24 protein-coding genes, 1 tRNA gene, 1 pseudogene and 1 riboswitch are annotated in these 24,896 nt (G+C 67.2%); of the genes and pseudogenes, 10 read left to right on the plus strand and 16 right to left on the minus strand.

Translation table 11 applies throughout. From position 1 onward, the window contains the following. Position 1: 1 nt before the first annotated feature. Positions 2–676, minus strand: coding sequence for an NYN domain-containing protein (locus HWX32_RS00780; RefSeq protein ID WP_175934344.1), 675 nt, complete (start codon positions 674–676; stop codon positions 2–4). Positions 677–678: 2 nt separating this feature from the next. Beyond that, positions 679–1,455 (minus strand): tRNA (guanosine(46)-N7)-methyltransferase TrmB, encoded by a 777-nt coding sequence (gene trmB, locus HWX32_RS00785; RefSeq protein WP_175934345.1) that lies wholly within the window; start codon positions 1,453–1,455, stop codon positions 679–681. Positions 1,456–1,672: 217 nt separating this feature from the next. Here trmB and HWX32_RS00790 point away from each other — a divergent pair. Continuing rightward, positions 1,673–3,481: pseudogene (locus HWX32_RS00790) on the plus strand (phosphoenolpyruvate carboxykinase (GTP)); the annotation flags it as partial. Between the two features lie 202 nt (positions 3,482–3,683). Here HWX32_RS00790 and HWX32_RS00795 read toward each other — a convergent pair. From HWX32_RS00795 to HWX32_RS00810, 4 genes are all read right to left on the minus strand, one after another. Then, positions 3,684–4,385: a response regulator transcription factor gene (locus tag HWX32_RS00795; RefSeq protein WP_175934347.1), complete on the minus strand. Its 702-nt coding sequence runs from the start codon at positions 4,383–4,385 to the stop codon at positions 3,684–3,686. Further along, positions 4,372–5,214, minus strand: coding sequence for a sensor histidine kinase (locus tag HWX32_RS00800; protein WP_175934348.1), 843 nt, complete (start codon positions 5,212–5,214; stop codon positions 4,372–4,374). Before HWX32_RS00800 ends, HWX32_RS00795 begins: the two co-directional genes overlap by 14 nt. Before the next feature lie 351 nt (positions 5,215–5,565). Continuing rightward, entirely contained in the window at positions 5,566–5,994 is a 429-nt protein-coding gene (locus HWX32_RS00805; protein WP_175934349.1) for a hypothetical protein, read from the minus strand. 112 nt (positions 5,995–6,106) lie between these two features. Further along, complete coding sequence (locus HWX32_RS00810) at positions 6,107–6,847, minus strand: class I SAM-dependent methyltransferase (RefSeq protein ID WP_175934350.1); 741 nt, start codon at positions 6,845–6,847, stop codon at positions 6,107–6,109. A 4-nt stretch (positions 6,848–6,851) separates the two neighbouring features. Here HWX32_RS00810 and HWX32_RS00815 point away from each other — a divergent pair, with 4 nt between their 5' ends. Continuing rightward, positions 6,852–7,916, plus strand: coding sequence for a glycosyltransferase family 4 protein (locus tag HWX32_RS00815; protein ID WP_175934351.1), 1,065 nt, complete (start codon positions 6,852–6,854; stop codon positions 7,914–7,916). On the opposite strand, the gene HWX32_RS00820 is transcribed toward HWX32_RS00815, so the two are convergent. The 4 genes from HWX32_RS00820 to HWX32_RS00835 form a co-directional block, all read right to left on the minus strand. Further along, complete coding sequence (locus tag HWX32_RS00820) at positions 7,899–8,351, minus strand: DIP1984 family protein (RefSeq protein ID WP_075466583.1); 453 nt, start codon at positions 8,349–8,351, stop codon at positions 7,899–7,901. The two genes, HWX32_RS00815 and HWX32_RS00820, sit on opposite strands and share 18 nt — an antisense overlap. A gap of 307 nt (positions 8,352–8,658) precedes the next feature. Then, a complete protein-coding gene (locus HWX32_RS00825) occupies positions 8,659–8,910 on the minus strand; it encodes a three-helix bundle dimerization domain-containing protein (protein ID WP_075466581.1) in 252 nt (83 codons plus the stop codon). Between the two features lie 186 nt (positions 8,911–9,096). Then, a complete protein-coding gene (locus tag HWX32_RS00830; protein WP_254868191.1) occupies positions 9,097–10,491 on the minus strand; it encodes a hypothetical protein in 1,395 nt (464 codons plus the stop codon). Next, positions 10,478–11,104: a hypothetical protein gene (locus HWX32_RS00835; RefSeq protein WP_175934352.1), complete on the minus strand. Its 627-nt coding sequence runs from the start codon at positions 11,102–11,104 to the stop codon at positions 10,478–10,480. Before HWX32_RS00835 ends, HWX32_RS00830 begins: the two co-directional genes overlap by 14 nt. A gap of 29 nt (positions 11,105–11,133) precedes the next feature. Between HWX32_RS00835 and HWX32_RS00840 the strand changes: the two genes are divergently transcribed. Next, a complete protein-coding gene (locus HWX32_RS00840) occupies positions 11,134–12,309 on the plus strand; it encodes an acyltransferase (protein WP_254868192.1) in 1,176 nt (391 codons plus the stop codon). Here HWX32_RS00840 and HWX32_RS00845 read toward each other — a convergent pair. The 3 genes from HWX32_RS00845 to HWX32_RS00855 form a co-directional block, all read right to left on the minus strand. After that, positions 12,295–13,350 carry an HNH endonuclease signature motif containing protein gene (locus HWX32_RS00845; RefSeq protein WP_175934353.1) on the minus strand — a complete coding sequence of 352 codons (1,056 nt, stop codon included), beginning with the start codon at positions 13,348–13,350 and terminating at the stop codon, positions 12,295–12,297. The genes HWX32_RS00840 and HWX32_RS00845 overlap by 15 nt on opposite strands. A gap of 64 nt (positions 13,351–13,414) precedes the next feature. Further along, positions 13,415–16,477 carry an alpha-(1->3)-arabinofuranosyltransferase family protein gene (locus HWX32_RS00850; protein ID WP_175934354.1) on the minus strand — a complete coding sequence of 1,021 codons (3,063 nt, stop codon included), beginning with the start codon at positions 16,475–16,477 and terminating at the stop codon, positions 13,415–13,417. Positions 16,478–16,481: 4 nt separating this feature from the next. Next, a complete protein-coding gene (locus HWX32_RS00855) occupies positions 16,482–16,688 on the minus strand; it encodes a DUF2613 family protein (protein WP_075466571.1) in 207 nt (68 codons plus the stop codon). 112 nt (positions 16,689–16,800) lie between these two features. Here HWX32_RS00855 and HWX32_RS00860 point away from each other — a divergent pair, with 112 nt between their 5' ends. The 4 genes from HWX32_RS00860 to HWX32_RS00870 are packed head-to-tail and all read left to right on the plus strand — an operon-like array spanning position 16,801 to position 21,233. Then, entirely contained in the window at positions 16,801–18,015 is a 1,215-nt protein-coding gene (locus HWX32_RS00860) for a glycoside hydrolase family 3 protein (protein WP_175934355.1), read from the plus strand. Positions 18,016–18,039: 24 nt separating this feature from the next. Continuing rightward, a complete protein-coding gene (locus tag HWX32_RS11350) occupies positions 18,040–18,903 on the plus strand; it encodes a hypothetical protein (protein ID WP_368485895.1) in 864 nt (287 codons plus the stop codon). Beyond that, positions 18,861–19,802, plus strand: a complete 942-nt coding sequence (locus tag HWX32_RS11355) for a VanW family protein (RefSeq protein WP_368485896.1) — start codon at positions 18,861–18,863, stop codon at positions 19,800–19,802. Before HWX32_RS11350 ends, HWX32_RS11355 begins: the two co-directional genes overlap by 43 nt. A 39-nt stretch (positions 19,803–19,841) precedes the next feature. Next, positions 19,842–21,233 (plus strand): GntP family permease, encoded by a 1,392-nt coding sequence (locus tag HWX32_RS00870; RefSeq protein ID WP_175934979.1) that lies wholly within the window; start codon positions 19,842–19,844, stop codon positions 21,231–21,233. Here HWX32_RS00870 and HWX32_RS00875 read toward each other — a convergent pair. Further along, positions 21,230–22,051 (minus strand): triacylglycerol lipase, encoded by an 822-nt coding sequence (locus HWX32_RS00875; protein WP_254868193.1) that lies wholly within the window; start codon positions 22,049–22,051, stop codon positions 21,230–21,232. The genes HWX32_RS00870 and HWX32_RS00875 overlap by 4 nt on opposite strands. Before the next feature lie 58 nt (positions 22,052–22,109). Further along, positions 22,110–22,230, plus strand: a riboswitch (SAM riboswitch). 12 nt (positions 22,231–22,242) lie between these two features. Between HWX32_RS00875 and HWX32_RS00880 the strand changes: the two genes are divergently transcribed. Continuing rightward, positions 22,243–22,653 carry a hypothetical protein gene (locus HWX32_RS00880; protein WP_175934356.1) on the plus strand — a complete coding sequence of 137 codons (411 nt, stop codon included), beginning with the start codon at positions 22,243–22,245 and terminating at the stop codon, positions 22,651–22,653. On the opposite strand, the gene HWX32_RS00885 is transcribed toward HWX32_RS00880, so the two are convergent. Together HWX32_RS00885 and HWX32_RS00890 are read right to left on the minus strand one after the other, a co-directional pair. Continuing rightward, entirely contained in the window at positions 22,650–23,153 is a 504-nt protein-coding gene (locus tag HWX32_RS00885; RefSeq protein WP_254868194.1) for an Ltp family lipoprotein, read from the minus strand. The two genes, HWX32_RS00880 and HWX32_RS00885, sit on opposite strands and share 4 nt — an antisense overlap. A gap of 342 nt (positions 23,154–23,495) precedes the next feature. Next, positions 23,496–23,566, minus strand: a tRNA-Gly gene (locus tag HWX32_RS00890). Between the two features lie 133 nt (positions 23,567–23,699). Here HWX32_RS00890 and dcd point away from each other — a divergent pair. Together dcd and HWX32_RS00900 are read left to right on the plus strand one after the other, a co-directional pair. Then, positions 23,700–24,263 (plus strand): dCTP deaminase, encoded by a 564-nt coding sequence (gene dcd / locus HWX32_RS00895; protein ID WP_175934357.1) that lies wholly within the window; start codon positions 23,700–23,702, stop codon positions 24,261–24,263. A 70-nt stretch (positions 24,264–24,333) separates the two neighbouring features. Continuing rightward, positions 24,334–24,753: a hypothetical protein gene (locus HWX32_RS00900; RefSeq protein WP_175934358.1), complete on the plus strand. Its 420-nt coding sequence runs from the start codon at positions 24,334–24,336 to the stop codon at positions 24,751–24,753. The last annotated feature ends 143 nt before the right edge of the window (positions 24,754–24,896 follow it).

Genomic DNA, 24,896 nt, shown 5'->3' on the forward strand with positions numbered 1-24,896 from the left:
TTTACGCGCGGGTGCCCCGCGTCAGCGATTTCAGCGGGCGGAACGGCTGCAGCCACGCGCCCTCTTCCGGCAGCTGGTCCAGGTTCACGCGCGGCAGCGGGTTCTGGAACACGCCCGGGATGTCCTCTAAGTCCACGAACTCCACGTCCGGGGAGTTCACGGCCCAGGAGGCGTGCTCGTGGAAGCCGAGCACCGTCACCGGCACCCCCGCAGCTACCAGCTCGCCGATGGGTTCCTGGAAGTTCTGCCCGTCCGCCGATGCCACGACCAGGCCCTGCAGCACGCCCTCGGCGCGGCGGCGGTCGATGTGGGTGAGCATGTCGGCGTCCACGTCGGAGTCATCGTCGCTCTTCGGTTTCGCGAACACGGCGAAGCCCACGTTGCGCAGCGCCTCCACCCAGGGGCGCACCGCGTCGGTGCCCGCGGCGGAGACGTTGGTAAACACCGTGGCCTCCGGCTCGATGGCGCGGCCGAGGGTGGCGGAGCGCTCGTCGGAAAGCGAAATAAGCCAACGCCCAACCGCGTCGAAGCGCGGACGGTGCGCGGCGGTGGGCCGCCCACCCAGGATCGCGCCGAGCCCCATGTCCAAGTTGGGGGCGTCCCACACCAGCAGGTAGCTCTCGGGCCCAGGCGCGGCGCTGGGCGCGTACGGGTGGGTGAGCGCTTGCAGGTCCATCGTTACTTCTTCTCCCAGAGGTACTCGCGGATGACGTGGTCTTTATCCAGGCCTTTACCCTCGAACTTAGTAATCACTTGTCTATCAGTCAGTAGCGGCGCGTCTTCCCAGGGCCAGCCTTTGTATTCCAGCTGTGGCTCGACGTGCACCAGTTCGTCGATCCACTCGGCGTAGTCCGCGTGGTCGGTGGCCACGTGCAGCACCCCGCCGGGCTTGAGGCGGGTGGCGATGAGGTTCAGCGTGCCGGATTGCACGATGCGGCGCTTGTGGTGGCGGGCTTTCGGCCAGGGGTCGGGGAAGAAGATGCGCACCCCGTCGAGCGATTCGGGCGCGAACATGCGGGCGAGCACCTCAACGCCGTCGCCGCGCACCATCCGTACGTTGTCGATGCCGCCGCGCACCACCGCGCCGAGCAGTTTCGCCAGGCCGGGCTTGTACAGCTCGACGGCGACGATGTTGGTGTCGGCCTCCAGCGGCGCCATCGCGGCGGTGGAGGTGCCGGTGCCGGAGCCGATTTCCACGATTGTGGGGTGGCCTGCGCGCCCGAACCAGGCGTCGATGTCGATGACGTCGTCGGTGTCTTGCGTCAGTACTTTGCCGAGGCGTGGCCAGTGTTCGTCGAAAAGCGTTTCCTGGTTTTCGGTGAGCGTGCCGCGCCGGAAGGTCACGGAACCGAGCCGCGGGTAGTCAAGGCCGGTGCCGAAGTCGGTTTGCAGCGGCCGGCCGGCGGGCAGTTCGCCGGTGCCGGGGCGCGGTTGGGGGGTATCAGGGGTATTCATCGCATTCAAGTTTCGCAGATGCTTATCGACGAGTTCTTGGTACCCCCGATCGTGGGTCAAACCCCAGCCGGTTGACGAAGCGGTGGGGGTGACCGCCACCCCCGTGGTGCTGCCGGTTATATCCGGGGTTGCTGTGGAGGTGGCGAACTCGTGGCCAGATGAATACCCGTTTCGATACGCTGGAACTTACGCATGAACTAACGCCGAAGGAGCGACCATGACCACTGCAGTCAAACGTCTCGAGGGCGAAGCCCCCACCGACAACGAGCAGCTTATCGCCTGGATCAATAACGCCGTGGAGACCTTCAACCCGGACCGGGTTGTTTTCGCCGACGGCTCCCAGGAGGAGTGGGACCGCATGGCCGCCGACCTCGTGGAGAAGGGCACGCTGATCAAGCTCAACGAGGAAAAGCGCCCGAACTCGTACCTGGCGCGTTCCAACCCGTCGGATGTGGCGCGCGTGGAGTCGCGCACGTTCATCTCCACGGTGAAGCAGGGCGATGCGGGTCCGACGAACAACTGGGCGCGCCCGGAGAGCCTCAAAGAGGAGATGATGGAGCACTTCGACGGCTCCATGAAGGGGCGCACCATGTACGTCGTGCCGTTTTGCATGGGGCCTATCGACGACCCGGATCCGAAGCTCGGCGTGCAGCTGACCGACTCCGAGTACGTGGTGATGTCCATGCGCATCATGACCCGCATGGGCACGGAGGCGCTGAACAAGATCGAGGGCAAGAACTTCGTGCCTTGCCTGCACTCTGTCGGTGCGCCGCTTGAGCCGGGCGAGGAGGACGTAGCCTGGCCGTGCAACGAGACGAAGTACATCTCGCACTTCCCGGAGACGAAGGAGATCTGGTCCTACGGCTCGGGCTACGGCGGCAACGCCATCTTGGCCAAGAAGTGCTACGCGCTTCGCATCGCGTCCGTGATGGCGAAGGAAGAAGGCTGGATGGCCGAGCACATGCTGATTTTGAAGCTCACCTCCCCGGAGGGCAAGGCTTACCACATCGCGGGCGCGTTCCCGTCGGCGTGTGGCAAGACCAACCTGGCGATGATCACCCCGACGCTCGAAGGCTGGACCGCCGAGGTGGTCGGCGACGACATCGCATGGCTGAAGCTTCGCGACGACGGCCTGTACGCCGTCAACCCCGAAAACGGCTTCTTCGGCGTGGCGCCGGGCACCAACTACGCGTCGAACCCGATCGCGATGCAGTCGATGGAGCCGGGCAACACCCTGTTCACCAACGTCGCGCTCACCGACGACGGCGACGTGTGGTGGGAGGGCATGGACGGCGACACCCCGGAGCACTTGATCGACTGGCGCGGCAAGGACTGGACGCCGGAGGAGTCGCGCAAGGCGGCGCACCCGAACTCGCGCTACTGCGTGGCCATCGAGCAGTGCCCGACCGCGGCCGAGGAGTTCGACGACTGGCAGGGCGTGAAGATCGACGCGATCCTGTTCGGCGGCCGCCGCCCGGACACGGTGCCCCTGGTCACCCAGGCGTACGACTGGCAGCACGGCACCATGATCGGCGCGATGCTGTCGTCCGGCCAGACCGCGGCGTCCGCCGAGGCGAAGGTGGGCTCGCTGCGCCACGACCCGATGGCGATGCTGCCGTTCATGGGCTACAACGTGGGCGACTACTTCCAGCACTGGCTGGACATGGGGGAGAAGGGCGGCGACCGCATGCCGGCCATCTTCCTGGTGAACTGGTTCCGCCGCGGCGACGACGGCCGTTTCCTGTGGCCGGGCTTCGGCGAGAACTCGCGCGTGCTGAAGTGGATCGTGGACCGCATCGAGGGCAACGTCGGCGCCATCGAGACGGTGGTGGGCCACACCGCCCGCGCCGAGGACATCGACCTGACCGGCCTGGACACCCCGATCGAGGACGTGCGCGAGGCGCTCTACCCGGACCCGGAGCTGTGGCGCAACGACCTCGAGGAGTCCCGCGAGTACCTCGAGGAGCTCGGCTCCCGCGTGCCGCAGGAGATCCTCGGCGAGCTGGACCAGCTCGGCGAGCGCATCAAGATCGCCAACAACGCCTCCCAGAAGATGGCGGCCGCGATCGCTGAGGCGGTGTCGAAGGCGCTGATCGAGAACAAGGCCGCCCGCGGCGTGAAGGCGGACTAGCCGCCGCGCTGCGCGGCGCCGGTCGAGCGCCGCCCCCGGTGCTTGCCACGCTCCTTGAGGCCCGCCGATTGGCGGGCCTTTCGCTTTGCACTCTTGCTTAGGGCAACTCTCTTGCTAGGGCAGCGAGTTCAGCTCGGCTTTGCGCGCCAAATTTCCGTAGTAACGCCGAGACCTTTTTCTTCACGGTTACCTCTGCGTAATCCATCTCTCCACCGATCCTACGGTTTGTGTAGCCGCGGCTAATCAGATGAAGAAGCTGACGTTCTTCATCTGAAACGTCTGGGCTCACTTCCGCAGGTTTATCTTCTGGGCTTCGGAGGGTTGTGAGTAACCGCCGCCCGCTTTGAGCGGAAATGCTTAAATTGCCGTGCGCTGCAGCTCGGATCGCCTCAATTATCTCGTGGGGCCGCTGACTTTTTACCACGTATCCCACCGCGCCCTCGGTGAGAGTAGCAATCAAGTTTCGATCAGTGTCGAATGCGGTCATTGCTACAAAAAGCGGTGGCTGAGGTAGTTGCTTTACCCAGCGCAGGAGCGCTATCCCGTTAACTTCAGGCATCTGGATGTCCGACAACACGATCTCGCAACGGTTCCCGCGAAGCCATTCCTGTGCAGCGAGACCGTCGTCGGCGACACCGGCAACGGTGAGATCGGGGACCGCGGCAAAGTAGGCGGGAAAACAATCTCTAATTACTGGGTCGTCGTCGACCAGCAAAATTCTCAAGGGGTTCGCTTGCACCACGAATTCTTTCGTCCAATCACCACGCAGCCAATACGCATCATTATTAGCCGCCTTCACTGAGGGGGATGGAAATCTCTGTCTGCCAGGTTTCGCCTGAATCCCTAACCGATAGCGAACCGTTCACAGTCCCGAGCCGTCGTTTCATCATCCTTAACCCCATGCGATTCGATTGGGAAGGCACGGGAGTCGAAGAGACTTCATTCTCAATGCGGACTGTTAACACTCCTCCTTGCACTCCAGAATAAATACTGATTTCGGAGGACCTATCACCGTATTTCAGAATGTTTGTCGTGATCTCGGACAGACACTCGTCGAGTACTCGGCAGAATTCCTCGCTAACGATCAGCGGTCCAAGTGCACCATCGAGCTTTGTGTGAAAACCATGCGCGCGGAGCGTCAGATCAATGGTCTTTATCGCGGTGTCGGGCTGTGCCGCAATTGACTTTGGGCTGGATAAGGTGGCCGCGCGCATCGTTTCGATCAAGACGCGTACATCGGAAATTGTGTAGCGTGCTGAGTCCGCGCATGTGTCCAGTTGTTTCTTGAGTTGCGGGTTTTCCATTGCGAGTACCTCTAACCGGACGACAAGAGAGGTAAGTTCAGCTGCCACCGTGTTGTGGGTAAGGATCGCTAGCTCGTCACGCTCACGCAAAACTTTCGCCCGTTTGATGTAGCGGCGGTGGAGCTGCGTTTTTAACCACCAACCGCAGAAAAAGGCGATGACCAAAAAGGTTACGTGGGTAGTAACTGAGTAAGGGTCCGCAGAGAATCTTCGCTCCTCGATTGAGTAGAAGCCCAGTACTGAGAACGCGGCTCCGTATGCAAGACACCACCAGATGTTTCTTTGAGCAGCCAGGCTTCCCATCAGGGGATAACCCAGCAGCACAAGTAAATCGGCGTACGTTCCAGCAATTTCGAGTGAGGAAAGAAGTAGTAGGAACGATGCGGCAGCGAGTGTCGGGTACCAAACGGAGATTGGCAGAGTTGCAGCGAGGCAGGCAAGAAAGAATCCAATGACAATACCCGGTGGAGGTAGGAAGCAGCGTACAACGAAAAGCGCAGCTGATACGCACCCGAGAGCAACGGATATTGGAACTCTCACGGGGACGTGATCGCTCTTTTGGTAATTGGTTCGCGTTGATTTCAGAACCGGTAGAGAGCGACCTCTAGCCTTGCTTCGCACGGGGCTCCTTACCGGTGGATCTTTTCTGGCACGCCACTTAAAGCAGCCTCAACACTAACGAACGACGATACGAACCACTTGCGGTTTTTCAGCGACGGTGACGGTTGTCTTCCCTTCGAGTGTCCGGCTACCCGAGGACAACGCGGCAACGCTCGGGCAAGAAGCACTGATGGTGTGCGCACCTGGCAGAAGTTGCGTCCGGTAGATGGAGTCTTTGTCCGTGTAGTGCACCTTTTCCTGCACGAGACCACCGAGGGCACACACCCCGGCAGATTTGCCGTCAGTAGTCACTACCTGAATCACTGACTCGCCATTTTGCGGTTCTACGGGCGGTGCCTCAGATAGCGTGTTCGCGATGAACGGAGATGCGATGAGGAGAATGAGAGTAACCAATGCGGTGCCGATGGCGAGCGCATTCTGCGGTGAAGAACGGAACTGGTCAAGAGCTCCCTGGATGGAAGATGGGAGTTGAAGCGGGCGCAACTGAGTGCTCCTTTCGGGTTAGGACGACAGCGAAGGTGTATGTGAATTATCTCCGTCGACGGCGAAGCATGTGAGGCCTTCAGTAGGTTCGTATACCTTCGTATATCTTCGTCTACACCCGCAGGACGAGGACCAGGTTCGACACCGCGAACTCGCGCAACACCGGCACTTTCGTGACCCACCACGCCCAAGCCGGGTGGTAGCGCGGAAACGCCGCCACCAGCTGGCCGGTGGATTCGGCCCAGGTGAGGCCGTCGGAGGCGGAGACGTCGAAAAGCGAAGTGCCCCACACGTTCTTCGGCGGGTGCCCGTGCACCTTCTCGTAGCGCCGGCGGGCGAACTCCCCGCCGACGTAGTGCTGCCACAGCCCCGTTTCGTGCCCGCCGAAGGGCCCGAGCCACACCGTGTAGCTGAGCACCACCAGGCCGCCGGGTTTCGCCACGCGCAGCATTTCGGAACCCATGGCGCGCCAGTCGGGGATGTGCTCGGCGACGTTGGAGGAGTACACCAGGTCGAAGGAGCCGTCGCGAAACGGCAGGGCCGCGCCGTCGCCGCGCACCGCGCCGTAGCCGGACAGGCCCGCCGCACTCATTTCGGACACGCTCGGCTCCAGGCCCACGTACCAACAGTCCGAGAACGCGTCGGCGAAGTAGCCCGGCCCGCCGCCGACATCCAGCACCGACGAACCGGCAAGCGGGGTGCCGGAAAGGTCGCGCGACAAGGCGTCGGTAAGCGAATGTGTGTCGCGGGCGAGCAGCGAGTAGAAGATGCGCGGGCGGAACTGCTCGTAGGCGAACGCGCGCAGCAGCCGCAGCGAGCGTGAAAGCGTGGCCATGCGTCGGGTACGGTGCATACCGATGAAGATACTGCTCATGTGCTGGCGCGACACCACCCACCCGCAGGGCGGCGGCTCGGAGCGCTACCTCGAGCGCGTCGGCGAGCACCTCGCGGCGGCCGGGCACGAGGTGATTTACCGCACCGCGAAGCACACCGACGCGCCGCGGCGTTCGATGCGCGGCGGGGTGCGCTACGAACGCGCCGGCGGCAAGTACGGGGTGTACGTGTTTGCGCCGCTGTCCATTTGGCGCAACCGGCCGGACGTGATCGTGGACACGCAAAACGGCATCCCGTTCTTCGCGCGGCTGTTCACGCGCCGCCCGGTGGTGCTGCTCACGCACCACTGCCACCGGGAGCAGTGGCCCGTCGCCGGGCCGGTGATCGGGCGGCTGGGTTGGTTTTTGGAGTCGAAGGTGGCGCCGCGCGTGTACCGCGGCGCGCAGTACGTGACGGTGTCGGAGGCGTCGCGGCGCGACCTCGAGGCGTTGGGGGTCGACGGGTCGGCGGTGGAGATCATCGCCAACGGCGTCGACGAGGTGCCGAAGGAGTCATTGCTTCTCGACGGCACCGTGCCCCACCTCGTCACCCTGTCGCGGCTGGTGCCGCACAAGCGTATCGAGATGGCCATCGACGCCGCCGCCGCGATGGACGGGGTGGTGCTCGACGTGGTCGGCTCCGGCTGGTGGGAGGACAACCTGCGCGAGTACGCCCGCGAGCGCGGGCTGGGCCCGGAGAAGGTGGTCTTCCACGGGCACGTCTCCGAGGAGCACAAGCACGCGCTGCTGGAGCGTGCCCGGCTGCACCTTCTGCCGTCGCGCAAGGAGGGGTGGGGGATTGCGGTGATTGAGGCGGCGCAGCACGGGGTGCCCACCGTGGCGTTCGCGGACGCGGGCGGGGTGCGCGAGTCCATCCGCGACCGCGAGACGGGCCGGCTGGTGCGCCGCGGGGAGTCGTTCGCCGCGGCGGTGCGCGAGACGCTTGCGGCCGCGCCGGAGATGAGCGGGCCCGCGCGGCGCTGGGCGGCGTCGTTTTCCTGGGCGGAGACGGGGCGGCGCTGGGAGCGGCTGCTAGAGCAGTTCCGTTGACCAGTTCAGCTGCTGGATTTTGGTGTCCAGCTCGCGGTAGGCCTTCGCGGCGTCGTCGGCCATGGTGCGCAGCGCTTTGACGTCGACGGTGGGGACGTAGCGCACCTCGGAGCGCGAGTAGCGCGCCTGGCGGCCGGCGCCGGCTTCGGCGACCTGCTGGTAGAGGTGCTTGGCTCTCAGGGTGGCGTCGCGGCGGGCGATGGCGTCGGTGAGCGTCGCGTCCTCGAACGGTGTCTGCGCGTTGGTGTGGTTGATGCGGCGCACCAGCGTCTCGATTTCCTGCATGAGCGCCGCGGCCTCTTGCAGCAGCTCGGCCGGGTCCTCGGGCGGGGTGTCGCCCTCCTGGATGAGGGCGCCTTCGACGAGACGTACCTGGACGCGGTTGAGACGGTCTTGCGCCTCGGCGCGCTTGGACAGTGCTTCTGCGAGCAGCATGTGTACCTCCAAAGTGTGTTGGGCCCACCCCCAACGCCGCGGTAGTGAAATGTGTTCAATGCCTTCCCCGGCTTTCCGGGGTGATGTGCCCGTGTGCGGTGTGCAGGCTCGGGGATGTGTGACTTCGGGCGGAATCGAACCGCTCCAGCCCCGCTGAGCCATGGGGCGCCATGCAAGCCGCCCGTTTGCCCCCGGGCGGCGTGGGGTTTGGCGTTCGCTGGGTGGGCTTGCCGGACCTTCAAGGCCCGACGTGGCGACAATAGCAAAAAAGCCCGCGGGTGCGGGCGCTAGTTTTGCTTTTCGACGTCTACGCGACGGCGGGGAACAGCTCGCCGGTGCGCAGGCGCTCCTTCATCTCGGCCTCGACGAGCACGGGGATGTAGTCCTCGACCTCGGCGGTGGCCTTGTGGTGGCGCACCACGGCGTCGAAGGCGTCGTTGTACTCCATCTCGTCGAGCCAGTCGCGGTGCTCGGCGTAGAGGTCCTCGCGGATGTTGCGCAGGGCGCGCTCGCGGATGATGGAAAAGTCGATGTTATTGATGTCGGTGTAGGTGCGCATGGTGCGTATCCTTTCTGTCTTCAAGTCGTGTGAAAGGCGGGGCCAGATCGAAGCGGCCTCCTCGGATGTAACCTTTCGTTCATCTGGCGTTCACTTTAAACACGCGGAGTTAACCATGCAAGAACGCCAATCGTTGGCGGGTGCCATTCGTTGGTGATTGCCAACTAATCCTGCCGTTCGCGCAGGTCAGCGCCGCGCGGAAGACTTTTGTGATTTAGGGCACAGTGCGAGCAGGGGGACCGTCAACCACAGGGCAAACAACGCAACACCCGCAGGCGGAAGCGGCTTTGCCGGCGCCCCCGTATCGGTCACCGAGCCATCAGCGTGCACCACCAACCCGACGCCCAACGCCCGCAGCGTCCCCACATCCGCTCCCTGCGCCGCCACCCACCGCGCGTTCGGCGCGTCCACCACCACGCCGTCCACCACCAACGCGCCGGGCTCAACCACGTTCATAGCCTTGAAGGTGGGATTGACGGTGGGGGTGCCGTCGATAAGCACAAGCGACGAAGCCCCCTCAAACAACACATCGCGCCCACCATGATCAACCTCAACCACCTCCAGCTGCGACGGCGTCAGCGTCGCAAGCGCCACCGGCGCATCCGGCACCTGCAACAACGCACACGCCGCCGCCGCCTTCGCCACCCGCGCCTCCAGCGCCCCAGCCGCCGCCACGAACGCGGGAAGGGCGAGGATGAGCCACTTCTGGGCGTCGCGAAGCAATCCGCCCCCGGGCACCCGCTCAACCAGCGGCGCCAAAACCCAGCCCACGACGCCACCGCCACCGCAAACCCCGCCCCCGCCGCGAGCAGCCACCCCCGCGGCACCGCGCGCCACCCCAGCGCGAGCAGCCCGAACAACACCACCCCGAACAGCGCGAAGCCCACCTCCCGCGACGCCGGCACCGCCGCCGCGTTCCACACCCCGCCCAAACCGAGCAACGCCCCCAACGTGCCCACGTGCCCCTCCGCGCGCGGCGCGAACGCCGCCGCCGACGCGCGCGCGCGCCCGCCCCCAGCCGCAAGCATCCCGGCTACCGCCCACGGCGCGCACGTCACCGCGGACGTCACCGCCCCCAGCCGCCCGCGCGCGAACACCGCCGCCGCCAGCGCCCCACTCGGCGTCAGCGACGCCGCCCAATGCGCCACACCGCCCACGGCGCGCTCGCTCGCGCCACCCCAGCGCCGCCGCAGGCACAAGCCACGCCGCAACCGCCAACGACCACTGCCCCTGCAGCATCCGCTCCACCACAAACGGGTTGAACACCGCAACCGTCATCGCCGCCGCCTTCCCCGCGTTCGTGCGGCCCAAGCGCCACCCAGCCCACGCCGCAGCCGCAGCCGCACCCACCATCACCACACGCAACACCAACACCGGGTGCGGCACAACCGCCAAAAGCGCGTCCTGCGGCACGTTACGCGCAGGCAAATCGCCGAACCCCAACGCCGCACGCGTGAGCGCCATACCATCGAACACCACCATGTCGCGGTGCAAAAACGCCTCACCCGGCACCAAAAACGGCCACGTCACCGCCGCCACCAGCACCACGCCGTAGGCGAAAAGCCACCTAGCGGCGCGCATACGCGTACAACCCCGCCAAAAACGCCACCCCGCCAATCAACCGCGTGAGCACCGCCATCACCTGCAGCCCGCGCAGCATCGCCACATCGTCGCGAGCCGCCGCGACAGCCTCAGCCTTCGACGCCTCCGCCAACCGGTACTGCGCACCCGGGCACGTAAACACCTCGTCCACCACCCGGCCGGTGCGCCGCTCTGCGTCCACGACGCGCTCGCACTCGCCGACATCGGCCCGGTACTTTAGCGTCTCCAACCCGCGCACCGCACCCGCGCCTATGTAGTCCAGCGCCACGTCGCCGCCCGCGGTGTGCAGCGGGTACGTCTTACGCTGCGGTTCGTACGGCAAAAGCGGCCCCAACCCGGCGCGCCCGGTGGCAGTCGGCATGCGGGTGGCCGGATCAATGGCGAAGCGGTCCACCTCGGCGCCGTCCACCGCCACGGCCGCAACGAGCTTTTTGCGTTCCTTGCTTAAGGTCAGGGTGCGGGTGTGGGAGGTGGGGCCGTCGAAAAGCATGCTCTGCTCGCCGGGGGTGAGCGTGCGCTGCTGCGACACCACCCACGGCGAGGCGAGGTTGAGCGCGAAACACACCGCGACAACGCCAAACGCTTTCTTCACACCAATGGGCACACCGATACACTAGGCCAATGCTGCCGGAACTCGAGGGACTGCGCGCCGTGGCGGCGTTGGGCATCGTGACCACGCACGTGGCGTTCCAGACCGCCGTTGGCTCCCCGCTTCTCGAGCGCTTCGACTTCTTCGTCGCCGTCTTCTTCGCATTGTCGGCGTTCCTGCTTGCCCGGGGGCCGTGGCGCGGCGGCTACTTCGCGCGGCGCTTCGCGCGCATCGCCCCGGCGTACCTCGTGTGCGTGGGCGTGGTGTTGCTCACGTTGCCGCCGCTCGCGCGGGTTTCGTTGTCGCAGGTGGTGGCGAATGTTGCGCTTGTGCGTGTTTGTGCCGGGCTCGCTTATCGACGGGCTCACGCACCTATGGTCCCTGTCCATCGAGTGCACCTTCTACCTCGTCTTGCCGGCGTATATGGCGCTGGGGCAGCGGGGCGCTGGGGGGCGCTCATCGCGGCGTGCGTGGTGGGGTTGTTGTGGCCGTGGGTGGTGTGGGGCCACTACGACCCGGACGTGCTGAACCTGCAGATCTGGCCGTTTTCCTACGCGCCGTGGTTCGCCGTGGGGTTGGTGCTCGCGGAGCTGGAGCGCTATGGCGTGCGCTACGCCGGGCCGCGCTGGCCGTTCGCGCTGGCGGCGTTGCCGGTGGCGTGGTTCGCCGGTGCGGTCGGGCCGGCGGGGCTTGCGCACCCGACGCCGCGCGAGTTCAACGCGCGCGTGATCTTGGGTGCGCTGTTCGCGGCGCTTGTGGTCGCCCCGTACGCGCTCGGGCCGCGGTTTTCGGGCACGGTGTTGGCGTCCGCGCCGATGCGCGCGCTGGGGAAGTGGAGCTACTCCATCTTCTTGTGGCACATGGCGGTGTTGTACTGGGTGTTCCCGGTGCTGGGCGTGCCGCTGTTCGGGGGACACTTTGCGCTCGTGCTGCTTGCGACGCTCACCGCTTCCATCGCCGTGGCCTTCATCTCCTACGAGCTCGTCGAGGTCCCCTGCGCCCGCTGGTTGCGCGCCAGAATCCCCGCGCGCACGAGCGACGGGGCTAGCAGCAGAGTGGGCGCCGAAGAGCGTGACCTCGAGCGCGACGCCGAGCGCACCGGGCGCGACGCCAGCGGCGCCGAGCGCAGCGGGGCGGGCGCCAGAGACGCCGAGCGCGGCGGGGCGGGCGCAAGCGCAGGCGAAGGTGCGCGCCTACACGCCGAATAGTGCGTACATGGCGCCGTAGCGGTGGTGCTTCGTTTGCACCTGGTACCCGTGGGGTGAGCACCACACCGGGGTGTGGTTGACCATGACGATGCGACCGCGTCTTCGCAGGTGGTCATCGTCGTCGTTGGTGCGGTTGTGGTACCTGCACAGCATGGCCAGGTTTGACATGTTCGTCGCGCCGCCGTGTTTCCACGCCTTGACGTGGTGCGCCTCGCACTGGTCGGCGCCGCGGCGGCACCCCGGAACCGGGCAACCCGGCAGCACCAGGCGAGCCAAGTCGCGCTGCTTCGCGCTGGCCGACCGTTGCGTGTCGTAGAGGTTCACCGGGCCTTCCTTCGGGTGGAAAAGCGCGACCTCAAGCGCCTCACCGTGGAACTTCGCCAGGTACTCGGCGCCGGTCATGGTGGTGCCGTCGGTGAGTCGCAGTACGGTGTCGTCGCCAAGCCCTTGCGTAATCTGCGTGTACTGCGGAAGCGGTATGAGCACCTGCGGGCGCGGCACCGCCTCGGCCACGCCGCCGTTGCCGAGCAACTCGAAGAAGTTGGCCACGTTCTGGGGCATAACGGGCTTGGTGTCGTCCAGCATGGTGAAGAGTTTGTGGTCCAGGTTCGCGAGCTTGCGCTCTTCCGCCCACACGTACAGCCCGCGGAAACCGTCGATAGACTGCGTCATGCGCAGCGATTCCTCCCGCGGCTTCGGCTTTTGGGGAGCGACCTCGTCCGCGCGGTCCTTGAGCGTATGGAACGTGCCGGGGCGCGCCAGCATGTCTAGGCGTGCTTGCCAGCGCTCCGCGTCGCCGTCGACAGCCTTGAGGCGGCGCTCGATGTACACCAGCTGCTCCAGCGAAAACGCCCCCGCCAGCTTGAGGGCCTCCCGCTGCTTCGCCGTGAAGCGCGTCGTGCCGTAGTACACCTCGTGCAGCCCGGCCCACGACGACGCCTGCGAGGGACTCACACCGGCAGCGACGGCGGCGCGCCTGTCGAAGCCCACGAGCACGTCTATCGACGGCAACGCCCCCAGAAACGCTTCAAACGGTGTCATGTGCCCCACGCTAAACCGGGCCCGCGCGGCCGCACAAGGGGCTGCACATTAGAGTGTGCAGCCTCTAGCCAGCGCGTTTGTCAACCTGTACGCTGTTTGTCCTTCTGTTTGCTCCGTCCGGCCAGGAAAGGCACGCCACGGCGAACAGGCACGCCGCGACAGTGAAGGCGCTCGAGCCCGCGTAGTCGGCCGCCGGCCACGGCGCGCGCGCCAGTGCCAATCCCGACGCCGCCATCGCCGCACCGGCAAGCCAGCGCGCGGGCAGCGCGGTGAAGCGGCGCACCGCCCACGCAAGCCCCACAGCGAGCGTGCCCCACAGCGGCGAGGCGGCAACGGCGGCGACGGCGGGCACAGCGGGCAGCAAGCCGACCAGCCGCGCAGGTGCCGCCGGCTCCCACCGCTCGAAGCGCCGCCACGGCACCCACAGACACCAAGCCGCCACCAACAGCGAAAACGCCCCGCCGAACAGCAGCGAGTACCGGTACGCGTCCTCGCCGGTGAACCAGACGCGCACCTCGCCGCCCACACCGGCGGGCACCTCAAACGCTTGCGCGCCGGCGTCGACGCGCGTGGGCGCAAGCTCCACGCCGCCCACCGAAGCGCGCAGGCCCGAGTTGAATGCGCGGGTGGTCAGAAGCAGGCGGTCGTGCTCGGCGGCCGTGACGTCGCCGACGCTGCCGCCGACGCCCCCGTCGCCCTCGCCGTCGTCGCCCCCGCCGACGCCGACGGGCGACCACGCGGGCAGCTCCGGCACGCCGCGGGTGATCAGCAGCGTTTCGGCATCCGTGACCACTTCGTGGGGGCCGGCGGAGAGGAAGGTGGTGCCGGAGCGCTTTGTGCCGTCGATAAGCGCGGGCGAAGACAGCGTGAACTTGCCGCCCTCCGCGACGGTGAAGCGGCGCTGCAACACGTCGGTTTCGGGGAAGAGGCGCTGGAAGAAGTACGTGTCGGCGGTGCCTTCGACTTCCACGATGCGCGAGCCGCCGGACAGTTCGGCGATGCCGACGGGTTCGGTGAGGTAGAGCCACTGGTAGGAGTCGTTGCGCACGGTGCGCGGCTGCCCGCCAACGAGGGAGATTTCGCGGCGGGTGTCGCCGTTGCTTAGGGCTACGGTGGTGTCGTCGGTGGCGGTGATGGTGACGGTGTCGCCGTCGGGTTCGAAGGCGATCCAGGGTTCGGGGTCGCCGGGGGCGGGCCACCAGGCGGTGTCGTCGAGGCCGTCGAAGGCTGCGGTGAGGGACTTGGAGGGTTGTGCGCCGCCGAATGCGGTGGCGTCGGCCCAGGATGAGGATGCGCGGGCCGGCAGGTCGGCTCGCACGGCGACGTCGCGTCCGGCGGAGGGGTAGTCGTAGAGCCGGTTGCCTACTTGGTCGGCGGCTTCGAAGTCGTGTTGCACGTGGGCGGATTGTCGCCCGTCGCCGTAGTTGCGCGCGGCGAGCGCGGGCGTGTCGGTGACGATGTCGATTTGGCCCCCGTCCGAGCTTGCGAGGACGGCGGGGAAGTAGCCCAGTTCGCGCCATAGGAGGGGGAGGGTTTCGCCGGCGCCGTCGATAAGCAATGGCGTGTCGGCGAGCATCATGTCGCGGGCGGGTTCGAGCAGGTAGATGTTGATGTCGCCGAAGGTTGCGGTGGGTTTGCCCAGGTCGGGCTTTTGCTTATCGACGTCGCCACGCACCAGCACCGCACCCACCCCGATCGAGCGCAACGCCTCCGCGTCGATGGCCTCAACCTGCCCGTCGAGGCCGCGGATCGCCTCCGGGTCCACCAGTGGGATCGCGTCGCGGAACGCGAAGCGGGTGCCGGTGAGCGCCTGGATCGGCTCGTCGCGCGTCCAGCCCCAGTCTTGGCGGGGGAACGGCACCGCCGGCACGACGAGGGTGCGGGTGTGCGAGGCGTGCTCGTCGAGCCATTGCCCGGCGGCGACCCAGTCGGGGCTGACCTCGCGCCAGGTGCCCTGGGGGAGCAGGCGCAGCGACCACGCGGGCGCGACAGCCACCACGGCCGCAAGGAGTACCGCCGTGAGCTGCGGCGCACGCACCTTCGACGCCAACCACCCGGCGCCGAGCACCAGCGGCAGGCGCACCAAGGGGTCGAATTTGTGAAGGTTGCGGAAAGGGGCGAGGGTGGCGTCGTAAAGCGATGCGTGCATGTGCGCCGATGCAAGCAACGCGAACCCGACGGAGAAGACGACAAGAAGCGGACCGCGCCACGGCATGTCGCGCCGGGCGAGCCCCGCTAGGCCGAACGCGGCGACCAGGCTCGTGGCGATGATGAACGCCGGCCCAGAGACGAGCAGGTGCCCGGCGACGCGCTCCGTCTCCACGAACGGCGCCCAACTCGTCGTGCCGCGCAGGATCTCCACCGGGTTGAGCCACGCGGTGGTCACGGCCGCGGACTCGATGAACTCCGTAAACGGAGGCGAATACCGCCCCAGCACCAAAAGCGGGCCGATCCACCACGCCGACACCGCCGCCGCACCAAGCGTGAACTGCGCGGCCTTGAGCGGCTCGCGGCGCGCGATAAGCCACAGCGCCGCCGGCAGGCACGCCGCGATGGTGGCCGTGGCGTTGACCGCGCCCATGCAAAACACCGCCACTATCGACGGCGCCACCTGCGGCCGACGCGCCACCAACGGCACGAGCGTCCACGGCACGAGCGCAACCGGCCACGCCTCCGACGAAATCGCCGTAAGCGTGGTGAGGATGCGCGGCGATAACGCGTACAACCCCGCCGCCACCACCGGGCCCACGCCGCGCATGCCGACGCGCCGCGCCAACACCAACGCGCCCGAGTACGCCACGCACAAAAGCAGCGCCCACCACAGGCGCTGCTGCACCCAATCGGGAAGCGGGGAGGTGGCGAGGAAAAACGCCCCCTGCGGGAACAGGTACCCGTACGCCTGGTTCTGCACCTGGCCAAGCGGGAACTCGTCGGTGTACGCGTGCGTCGCCCGCGCCAAAAAGCGCGCCGGGTTGGCCACGAGGTCGAACTTCGTGTCCGCCGCCACCTCACCTGGGGGCTGGAGGAACGCAATGAGCCACAGCGCCACCCAGCCGGCGGCGTGTGCGCGCCACGGTTCGCGCCCACGTGCGCGCTCGCGCAGCGGTGCCCGCCAGCGTTGCCGCATGGCGTTACTTGCGCGAGCCGTACTCCGGGCCGCCGAGCACTGCCTCGTCGGCGGTCACGGCCGTGCCTTGCGGCACCTCGGACTGCCCGGAAAACGACGCGACCCCCACAATGCCCACCACGCCGAGCACCACGCCGACAACGGTGCTGGCCAGCACAGGGGAGGCGGCGCTGGCGGTCGCGGCGGGCGCAGTGAACACTCGGTGGGACATGTCCGTGGAGCCTACCAGCGCAGGTGTACAGTAGGCGACGTTTCGCGCTCGGGTCCCGGCGGCCGTGTCGGGCGGCGCCAGGGATAAGCAAGGTGAGGTGAGGGGCATGAGGATGCGAGCATCCCGTCGCGCGCGGGCCGCCTCGCTTGCGGCCGCCCTCACCGTCACGCTTGCCGCGTGCGCCCCCGCCCCGGACGGTGCGGCGCCAAACGACACGGCGCCAAACGACACGGCGCCAAACGACACGGCGCCAAACGACGCGGCCGTCAACGCCGCCCCAAACCAGCCGGGCGCCGAAGACGCGCCGCAGGGGCCGACGCAGGAGCGGGTGGTGGAGCCGGAGCGCGACCTGCGCGAGCGGGTGGCCAGCCTCATGGTGGTGGGCGTGAGCAACTACGCCCAGGCCCGCTTCGCGCTCGACCAGGGCGCCGGCGGGTTGATTATTCCGAGCTGGGCGGACCCGAAACTGCTCACGGAGGAAGGCCGCAACATCAACGCGTTGCGCGCTGAGTACGCGCGTCCGTTCTCGGTGGCGATTGATTTTGAGGGCGGCCGCGTGCAGCGCCACACCAGCGTGTTCGGCGAGTTCATGCCGCCGCGCGATTTGGCGGCGCGCGAGGATGCGGCGATTCGCGGCACCGGCTACGACATCGGCCGCGCCTTGCGCGCGTACGGGGTGAATGTGGATTACGCGCCGGTGGTCGACCTTGATACGGCGGGGTTGGAGATTATCGGGGACCGCGCGTTCGGCACCGATCCGCGCGAGGTGGAGCGCGTCGCGGGGTTGTTTTCGCAGGGGCTTATCGACGCCGGCGTCACCCCCACCTTCAAGCACTTCCCGGGCCACGGGCGTGCCTCCGGCGATACGCACCTGGAGTTGGCCACCACGCCGCCGTTGGACGAGCTGAAGCGCTCCGACCTTCTGCCGTACGGCCCGCTGCTTGAGCGTTTCCCGCACGCGAGCGTGATGATGGGGCACATGATCGTGCCGGGCCTTGGCGCCGATGGGGTGCCGAGTTCGATGGACCCGGAGGCGTACCGCATCCTGCGGGAGGGCGATTATCCCGGCGGGGTGCCGTTTGACGGGGTGGTGGTCACCGACGATTTGTCGGGTATGCGCGGGATTTTGGATTACGCGCCGACGATCCATGCGGTGGCCCGGGCGATCGGCTCCGGCGCGGACCAGGCGTTGTGGTCTTCCGGCGCGGGTTTGGCGGAGATCATCGACCACGTGGTGTGGTGCGTGGAGAACGGCTACATCCCGCCGGAGCGCGTTGATGAGGCGGCGGGGCGCGTGCAGCAGCAGCTCATCGATGTCGGTTTGTGAGTCATCTGCACTACCCTTGTTGGCGTGACTACGACCTTCCACCGCAGGCGCGGCACCTCGGGCGGGCGGGTCGCGCTGGGCATTTTGCTCGGTGTGCTCGCCGTAGCCCTCGCGCTTTACCTCGCCGACCTGGCGCTCAACCGCGGCAACGTGCCGCGCGGCACCACCGTCGGCGGGGTTGCCATCGGCGGTATGGCGCCGGGCGAGGCGCAGGAAAAGCTTGAGCAAGAGCTTATCGACGCCCCCACGCGCCCCCTTTCCATCCGCGCCGCCGAACAGGACGCCGTGGTGGTGCCGGCCGAGGCGGGTCTAAGCGTGGACTTCCCGGCAACCATCGAAGCCGCAGGCATTGAAAGTGCGAACCCGTTTTCGCGCCTAGTGGGGCTGTTCCGTGAGCACGAGGTGGACGCGGTGACCGTGGTCGATGAAGCCCTTCTGGCCCCGCAGCTGGACCGCGTGCAGCGCGAGTTGCATGTGGAACCGGTTGATGGGGTGATTCGGGTTGAGGGGGGCGAGGCAGCCGTCGATAAGCCAAAGCTCGGCCAGGACGTGCCCCGCGACCGGCTGCGCGACGAGCTGACCGCCGGTTGGCTCAACCCCGACGGCGTGGACGTGGAGCCCGACGAGCTGCAGCCCGCCATCAACGACGAGGTGGTCACCGCCGCCATGGACGGGCCCGTCAAGGCCGCGCTTTCCGGGCCGCTCACGCTCACCGGGCGCGGGCAGGGCCAACCCGGTGACCCCGAAGGCGGCGACGCGGGCAGGGCCAACCCGGTGACCCCGAAGGCGGCGACGCGGGCGAGGAAGTCAAAGCCACCATCCCGGCCGAGCGCCTCGGCGAGATCGTGCAGTTCCCCAACGTCGACGGGCGCATCGAACCGCACGTGAACTACGAGGCCGCAGGCCACATGCTCGGCGAGCAGATCGTGCGCACCGAGCGACCCATGCAAAACGCGCGGGTGCTCGAAGGCGGCGGCGTCGCACCCGCTGTCGACGGCTCCGTGATCGACTGGGACGCCACCCTAAAAGGCTTCAACGAGCGCGTCCTCGGCGGACAACCGCGCGACTGGGACGCCACATACAAGGACAAACCAGCCGAATACACCACCGAGGAAGCCGAGCGCGCCACCTTCAACGAAACCGTCGGGTCGTTTACCACCGGCGGGTTCTCCGGCCCGTCCGGCACCAACATCGCGCTGGTGGCCGCCACCGTCAACGGCGCGATTGTGAACCCGGGCGAGACGTTCTCACTCAACGGCTACACCGGCCCCCGCGGCACCGCGCAGGGCTACGTGTCCTCCGGCATCATCTTGAACGGCCGGGCCGACAACGCCGTCGGTGGCGGCATCTCCCAGTTCGCCACCACCTTGTACAACGCCGCGTACTTCGCGGGCATGACCGACGTCGCCCACACCCCGCACTCGTACTACATCTCCCGCTACCCGGCGGGCCGCGAGGCCACGGTGTACGAGGGCGCGATCGACCTGCAGTTCCGCAACGACTCGCCGCACCCGGTGCGCATCGCCACGTCGGTGGGCGGGGGAGAGGTCACCGTTTCCCTGATGGGCGTGAGCACCGTCAGCGTCGAATCCGTCAACGGCGGGCGCTGGGCGTACACGTCGCCGGGCACGGTGAACGCCGCGGGGGCGGGGTGCGTGCCGTCGTCAGGCTCGCAAGGCTTCACCACCTCGGATACGCGCTACGTCTACGACCTTTCCGGCAACCTCATCTCCTCTGAAACCCAGACGACGGTCTACGACCCGGAGCCGGTGGTCACCTGCGGCTAACATTTCGCAGGTCAGGCGCGGTACGCTACCGCCATGGACATGGATACTTGGGAGCCGGTGCTGGGCGCCGGCCCGCTGCTTGGCATTGCGGCGCTGGCTATTGCGCTGATTTTGTTCCTCGTGATTCGGCTGCGGATGCACGCGTTCGTGGCGCTGATCGTCGCGTCGGTGTTCACCGCGATCGCGGCGGGGATCCCTATCGACGGCGTGATGCCCACCCTGATGACCGGCTTTTCCTCCACACTCGGCAACATCGCCCTGCTCGTCGGTTTGGGCGCGATGGTGGGGCGGCTGGTTGAGGCCTCCGGCGGCGCGCAGTCGCTTGCCGACGCCCTCGTGCGCCGCTTCGGCGACGACCGCGCCCCGCTCGCCCTCGGTGTGGCGTCGCTGATCATGGGCTTCCCCATCTTCTTCGACGCGGGCCTCGTGGTGATGCTGCCGGTTATCTTCGCGGTGGCGCGCCGCCTGAACGGCCCGATTCTGGCGTACGGCCTGCCGGCCGCCGGTGCGTTCTCCGTGATGCACGTGTTCGTGCCGCCGCACCCGGGCCCAGTCGCGGCGTCCGACTTCTACGGCGCGGACATGGGCCTGGTGCTCATCTTCGGCCTGCTTATCGCGGTGCCGACGTGGTACGTCTCCGGTTACCTGTGGGGGTTGAAGTGCGGCGAGAAGTTCCCGGAGCGCGTCGCCGACACGCTGCTGGGCGCGAAGGAGGAGGGGCAGGTCACCCAGAAGCAGGCCACCCCGGGCACCGTGATTTCGGTGCTGCTCATCCCGATGGTGCTCATCTTCGGCAACACGGGCGTCAACGCGCTGTCCACCGCGGGCCGCATCGACGGCGACGCGCTGTGGGCCCGCACGCTCACGTTCCTCGGGCAGACCCCGATCGCGCTGCTCATCACCGTGCTCGTGGCGATGGTGGCCGTGGGCTACAACTTGGACGTGCCGCGCGCCGAGGTGCAGGCGCGCATGGAGTCGGCCCTCGGCCCGGTGTGCTCCGTCATCCTGATCACCGGCGCCGGCGGCATGTTCGGCGGGGTGCTGCGCACCTCCGGCATCGGCGACGCGCTTGCGGATTCGATGTCCAACCTGGGCATCCCGGTGCTGCTCGCGGCGTGGCTCATCGCGGCGGCGCTGCGCGTGGCGCAGGGCTCCGCGACGGTGGCGCTGACCACCGCCGCCGCCCTGATGGTGCCGGCGGTGGAGGCGGGCGCCTACTCGCAGGTGCAACTCGCGCTCATCGTGCTGGCCACCGCGGCCGGTTCCGTCATCGCCTCCCACGTCAACGACTCGGGCTTCTGGCTGGTGGGCCGCCTCATGGGCTTAGACGTGGCCACCACCTTGAAGACGTGGACGGTCAACCAGACGCTCATCGCCGTGATCGGCCTGGTGTTGGCGTCGGCGTTCTACGGCGTGACGCTGCTGTTCTAGACACGTATCGGTGGCGGGGTGTGCTCGCCGACGGCGCGGGTCAGCCCCCACACCGTCAGCCGCGCGTAGAGGGGGTCGCGCGGCATGAGCGGGTGCAGCGGCGCGTAGCCGTCGTACCACTTGGCGGAGTCGATGTTCGCCACGTCGGCGCCGTCGACAGGCTCGAGCTCCGACGCGGAGTTCGGGGTGACCACCGTGTCCGCCGGCGAGTACAGCGAGGTGTACACCACCCGCGGGTCCGTGTCGGGGACGCCGGCGCGCTCAAGCACCCATGACGAGCCCGCGAGCTGCTGCACCGCGCCCGGGGCGATAACCGACGCCAGCCGCGGGACGCGCCCCGCCACCTCGCCCAACCAGTCGGCGCGGCCGCTGAAGTCGGTGCCGTGGAAGTTCGCGCCCATCGCCACCACTCGGCGCACCTTCGCGGCGCCGCCGGCGGCGATGTAGAGCTTCGTCATCAGCCCGCCCTGCGAGTGCGCCACAATGTCCACCTGCTCGGCGCCCGTGCGGGACAGCACCTTGTCGACGTTGTCCGCCACGTCCTCGACAATCGCGTCCAAGTCGCCCACGCCGAAAAACCCGGGCGCGAGCATGTCGCCGTAGTCGTAACCCCACACCCAAAAGCCCTCGTTGCGCAGGTGCTCCGCGTTGAGCCGGAAAGCGGCGGTGCGCGAGTTGATGCCGTGGATGTACAGCACGGGAGTGGCGTGGTCGGGTTTGAAATCGCGGTCGTTGAACGGCAGCGCCGGGCGGTTGTTTGCGCCCTGCAGCGCCCCGTACCCGGCCGCGAGGGTCATCAACGCGCTTGCCAACTTCATGCCATTCGAGCATAACGAAGTTGCGGCAGACAAAGCGGTCTACTATGGTGGTGGCCTGGATCAAGATGATCGGCGAAAAAGGCCCCCGGCAAACGTCGATAAGCAACCGCGCCCTGTCGCGCACGGTGCTCCCGGGGGAAGATCCGCCGGCTGGCCACCGCCCGCCGGAAGTGCGATACAAGGAGATACCCATGTTCACCCGGAAAGAAATCGCGGCGTTTCTCAACCCTTACGGTCCCGTGCCCGAAGAGGATGCGACGACGTCGCGCCTACGCGTCGTGGATCGGCACGCATGCCAAATCGTCGGGCGTGGGCACAACACCCACTACCTGCCCGCGCTGCGAGCCGCGAACGGCCCCGCCGACGAGTGGCTGCCCATTGAGGTGCTTGCCCACCACGGCACCCGCCTCACCTTCAACACCCCCGACGGCATTTTCGTCGTGCACCACCACGACCCGGACGCACTCGCCCAAGCCGTGGAATACCACCCCGGCTACCGCATCCTCCGCGGGCCCGAAACCCGCAGCGCAGACGGTTACCTGAGACGATCCGCTCTTCTCGTCTCGTACGAGCCTGTGCGGGAATGCCTCGCCGAGGGCTAGCCGTCCAGGTGGTCGATCGCGTACTGGGCCTGCTCCGGGGTGAACTGCTCGCCGTACTCGCTCACCAGCTGGTCGTAGAGTTCCGCGTCCGACATCGGTGAAAACTCGAGATACTGCTTCGCCGACTTTAAGGCCTGCTCGTTCCAGTCCACCTGAAGGTTGTCCACCGCGTACTGAGCGGCATCGGCGGGAAACTGGTCGGCGTACTCGCTGGTGAGCTGGTCATAGAGCCCCTGGTACGAAAACGCCGAGAACTCGAGGTAGTTTTCCGCCGAGCGCAAAGCGTTGCGGTATTCGCGTGGAACGTCCTCCGCCTTGGAGGACGGCGCCGCGGCCTCTTCGGTGGTCGGTTCCGCCGATGCTTCCTCGCGGGTGGACGACGGCGCCGAGGTCGTTTCGTCCCTCTGGGTTGCAAGCGGCGCCGTGCTGGTGGTCTCGGTCACCCCAACCGGGTCGCTTTCCGAGTCGCCGCCCAAGCACGACGCCATCAGCACCAGCACCGCGAGGACACCGGCCGCGATGCCGCCCCACTTCGCGCAGCCGCCCTTTCCGCCAGATGCGGCATCAATCGATTCGAACGGCTGTGGCTGCGTCTGTGTCTGCGGCGCCGACTGGCCGAAGCCCTGCGACTGAGGCGCGGCGTAGGGGTTGTGCGGGCCGTTCGGGTCCGGGGTTCAGTTAAACCTCTTTCGGGTCGTGCCCCGTGACACGGGGCGGGGAAACAATGCCCCACCAGAAAAGCACCACCCCCAGACACCGCCTGCGCCTAAGCGAACGCCCGTTTGGCCCGCCCTCGCCCCGGGATGCGAAAACGGCCAGGGCAAACACCCTGGCCGAAGCGGAGCCGGCGACGAGAATCGAACTCGCACTCTCAGCTTGGGAAGCTGATGTTCTACCACTAAACTACGCCGGCGCTGGTCGCGTGGACCGCGGATAACTCTAGCACCGCCCCGCCCGCGCCCAAAAAATCGCGGCCTGCACCGCCGCGGCACCGACCCGCCCGCGCCCAAAAGCACCCCGGCGCCCCGCCCGTTACACTGTTGCCCGTGCTGCTTTCAGACCGCGATATCCGCCACGCCATCGAGTCCGAGCGCCTCGTCATCGATCCCCTCGACGCCGCGCTCATCCAGCCCAGCTCCATCGACGTGCGGTTGGACAGCCTGTTCCGCGTGTTTAACAACCAGCGCTACACGCACATTGACCCGAAGCTGGAGCAGCCGGATCTCACCACGCTTGTTGAGGTCCCCGCAGACGAGCCTTTCGTCCTCCACCCGGGCGAGTTCGTCCTCGGTGCCACGCTGGAACGTTTCACGTTGCCCGCGGATCTCGCTGGCCGTCTCGAGGGCAAGTCGAGTCTGGGTCGCCTGGGCCTGCTTACGCACTCCACGGCCGGGTTCATCGACCCGGGGTTTACGGGGCATATCACGCTGGAGCTTTCGAACGTCGCCAATCTGCCCATCACGTTGTGGCCGGGTATGAAGGTCGGCCAACTCGCGTTGTTCGACATGACATCGCCCGCGGAGACGCCGTACGGCTCGTCGGTGCTCGGCTCGAAGTACCAGGGGCAGCGCGGTCCGACGCCGTCGAAGGCGTACTTGAACTTCCAGTAGGGGCAATTGCTTATCGACGTCTCCCTGTACCGTATTTGGTGTTAACCACCCATCCCTCAAGGAGACAGAAATGACGAACCAGAACCCGACCAACACCTGCGGCTGCGGCAACCACGCCGAGAAGCCGGTCGACCCGCAGCGCGCCGAGGTGCGCGAGGAGATCAAGCTGGTGCCCGCCGAGGGCAGCGTTGAGACCACCGGCACCTGCGGCTGCGGCCACGAGGCGGGCCAGTGCTCTTGCGGCCACAACCACGCCGCCGCCAACACCCAGACCACCGCACCGGCGGAGCAGGCAACCGGCGGCTGCTGCGGCGGCCACGCGACCGGCAAGGACAACCACAACGCTGATATCGATGGCGCCGTGCGCACCGTCGACGAGGCCGAGAACCACCGCCCGGGCGCCGCGTGGAACGACGGCAATGTGCCCACCGCCGACGGCGACGCCACCGCGAGCGGCCAGGGCAACAACGACGCGGACAACGTGAACTAGCCCGACGGCACCAAACCTCAACCCCCGGCCCGCCGCCCCCGTGAAAGATTCTTTTAAATTCTTCACGGGGGCATTCGCGACCTGGGACGATGCGAATGCTCTTCAAAATCTTTCACGCAAGCGCGGGATCGAGAGTGGGGTCT

Origin of the sequence: Corynebacterium sp. Marseille-P4321 (assembly GCF_903645305.1) — a bacterium.
Taxonomy (GTDB): Bacteria; Actinomycetota; Actinomycetes; order Mycobacteriales; family Mycobacteriaceae; genus Corynebacterium.

Coding starts and splice junctions, on each gene's coding strand:
- HWX32_RS00780 (WP_175934344.1), bottom strand. CDS start 676: ATGGACCTGCAAGCGCTCACCCACCCGTACGCGCCCAGCGCCGCGCCT.
- trmB (WP_175934345.1), bottom strand. CDS start 1,455: ATGAATACCCCTGATACCCCCCAACCGCGCCCCGGCACCGGCGAACTG.
- HWX32_RS00810 (WP_175934350.1), bottom strand. CDS start 6,847: ATGCACCGTACCCGACGCATGGCCACGCTTTCACGCTCGCTGCGGCTG.
- HWX32_RS00815 (WP_175934351.1), top strand. CDS start 6,852: ATGAAGATACTGCTCATGTGCTGGCGCGACACCACCCACCCGCAGGGC.
- HWX32_RS00820 (WP_075466583.1), bottom strand. CDS start 8,351: ATGCTGCTCGCAGAAGCACTGTCCAAGCGCGCCGAGGCGCAAGACCGT.
- HWX32_RS00825 (WP_075466581.1), bottom strand. CDS start 8,910: ATGCGCACCTACACCGACATCAATAACATCGACTTTTCCATCATCCGC.
- HWX32_RS00830 (WP_254868191.1), bottom strand. CDS start 10,491: ATGCGCGCCGCTAGGTGGCTTTTCGCCTACGGCGTGGTGCTGGTGGCG.
- HWX32_RS00840 (WP_254868192.1), top strand. CDS start 11,134: ATGCTGCCGGAACTCGAGGGACTGCGCGCCGTGGCGGCGTTGGGCATC.
- HWX32_RS00845 (WP_175934353.1), bottom strand. CDS start 13,350: ATGACACCGTTTGAAGCGTTTCTGGGGGCGTTGCCGTCGATAGACGTG.
- HWX32_RS00850 (WP_175934354.1), bottom strand. CDS start 16,477: ATGCGGCAACGCTGGCGGGCACCGCTGCGCGAGCGCGCACGTGGGCGC.
- HWX32_RS00855 (WP_075466571.1), bottom strand. CDS start 16,688: ATGTCCCACCGAGTGTTCACTGCGCCCGCCGCGACCGCCAGCGCCGCC.
- HWX32_RS00860 (WP_175934355.1), top strand. CDS start 16,801: ATGCGAGCATCCCGTCGCGCGCGGGCCGCCTCGCTTGCGGCCGCCCTC.
- HWX32_RS00870 (WP_175934979.1), top strand. CDS start 19,842: ATGGATACTTGGGAGCCGGTGCTGGGCGCCGGCCCGCTGCTTGGCATT.
- HWX32_RS00875 (WP_254868193.1), bottom strand. CDS start 22,051: ATGAAGTTGGCAAGCGCGTTGATGACCCTCGCGGCCGGGTACGGGGCG.
- HWX32_RS00880 (WP_175934356.1), top strand. CDS start 22,243: ATGTTCACCCGGAAAGAAATCGCGGCGTTTCTCAACCCTTACGGTCCC.
- HWX32_RS00900 (WP_175934358.1), top strand. CDS start 24,334: ATGACGAACCAGAACCCGACCAACACCTGCGGCTGCGGCAACCACGCC.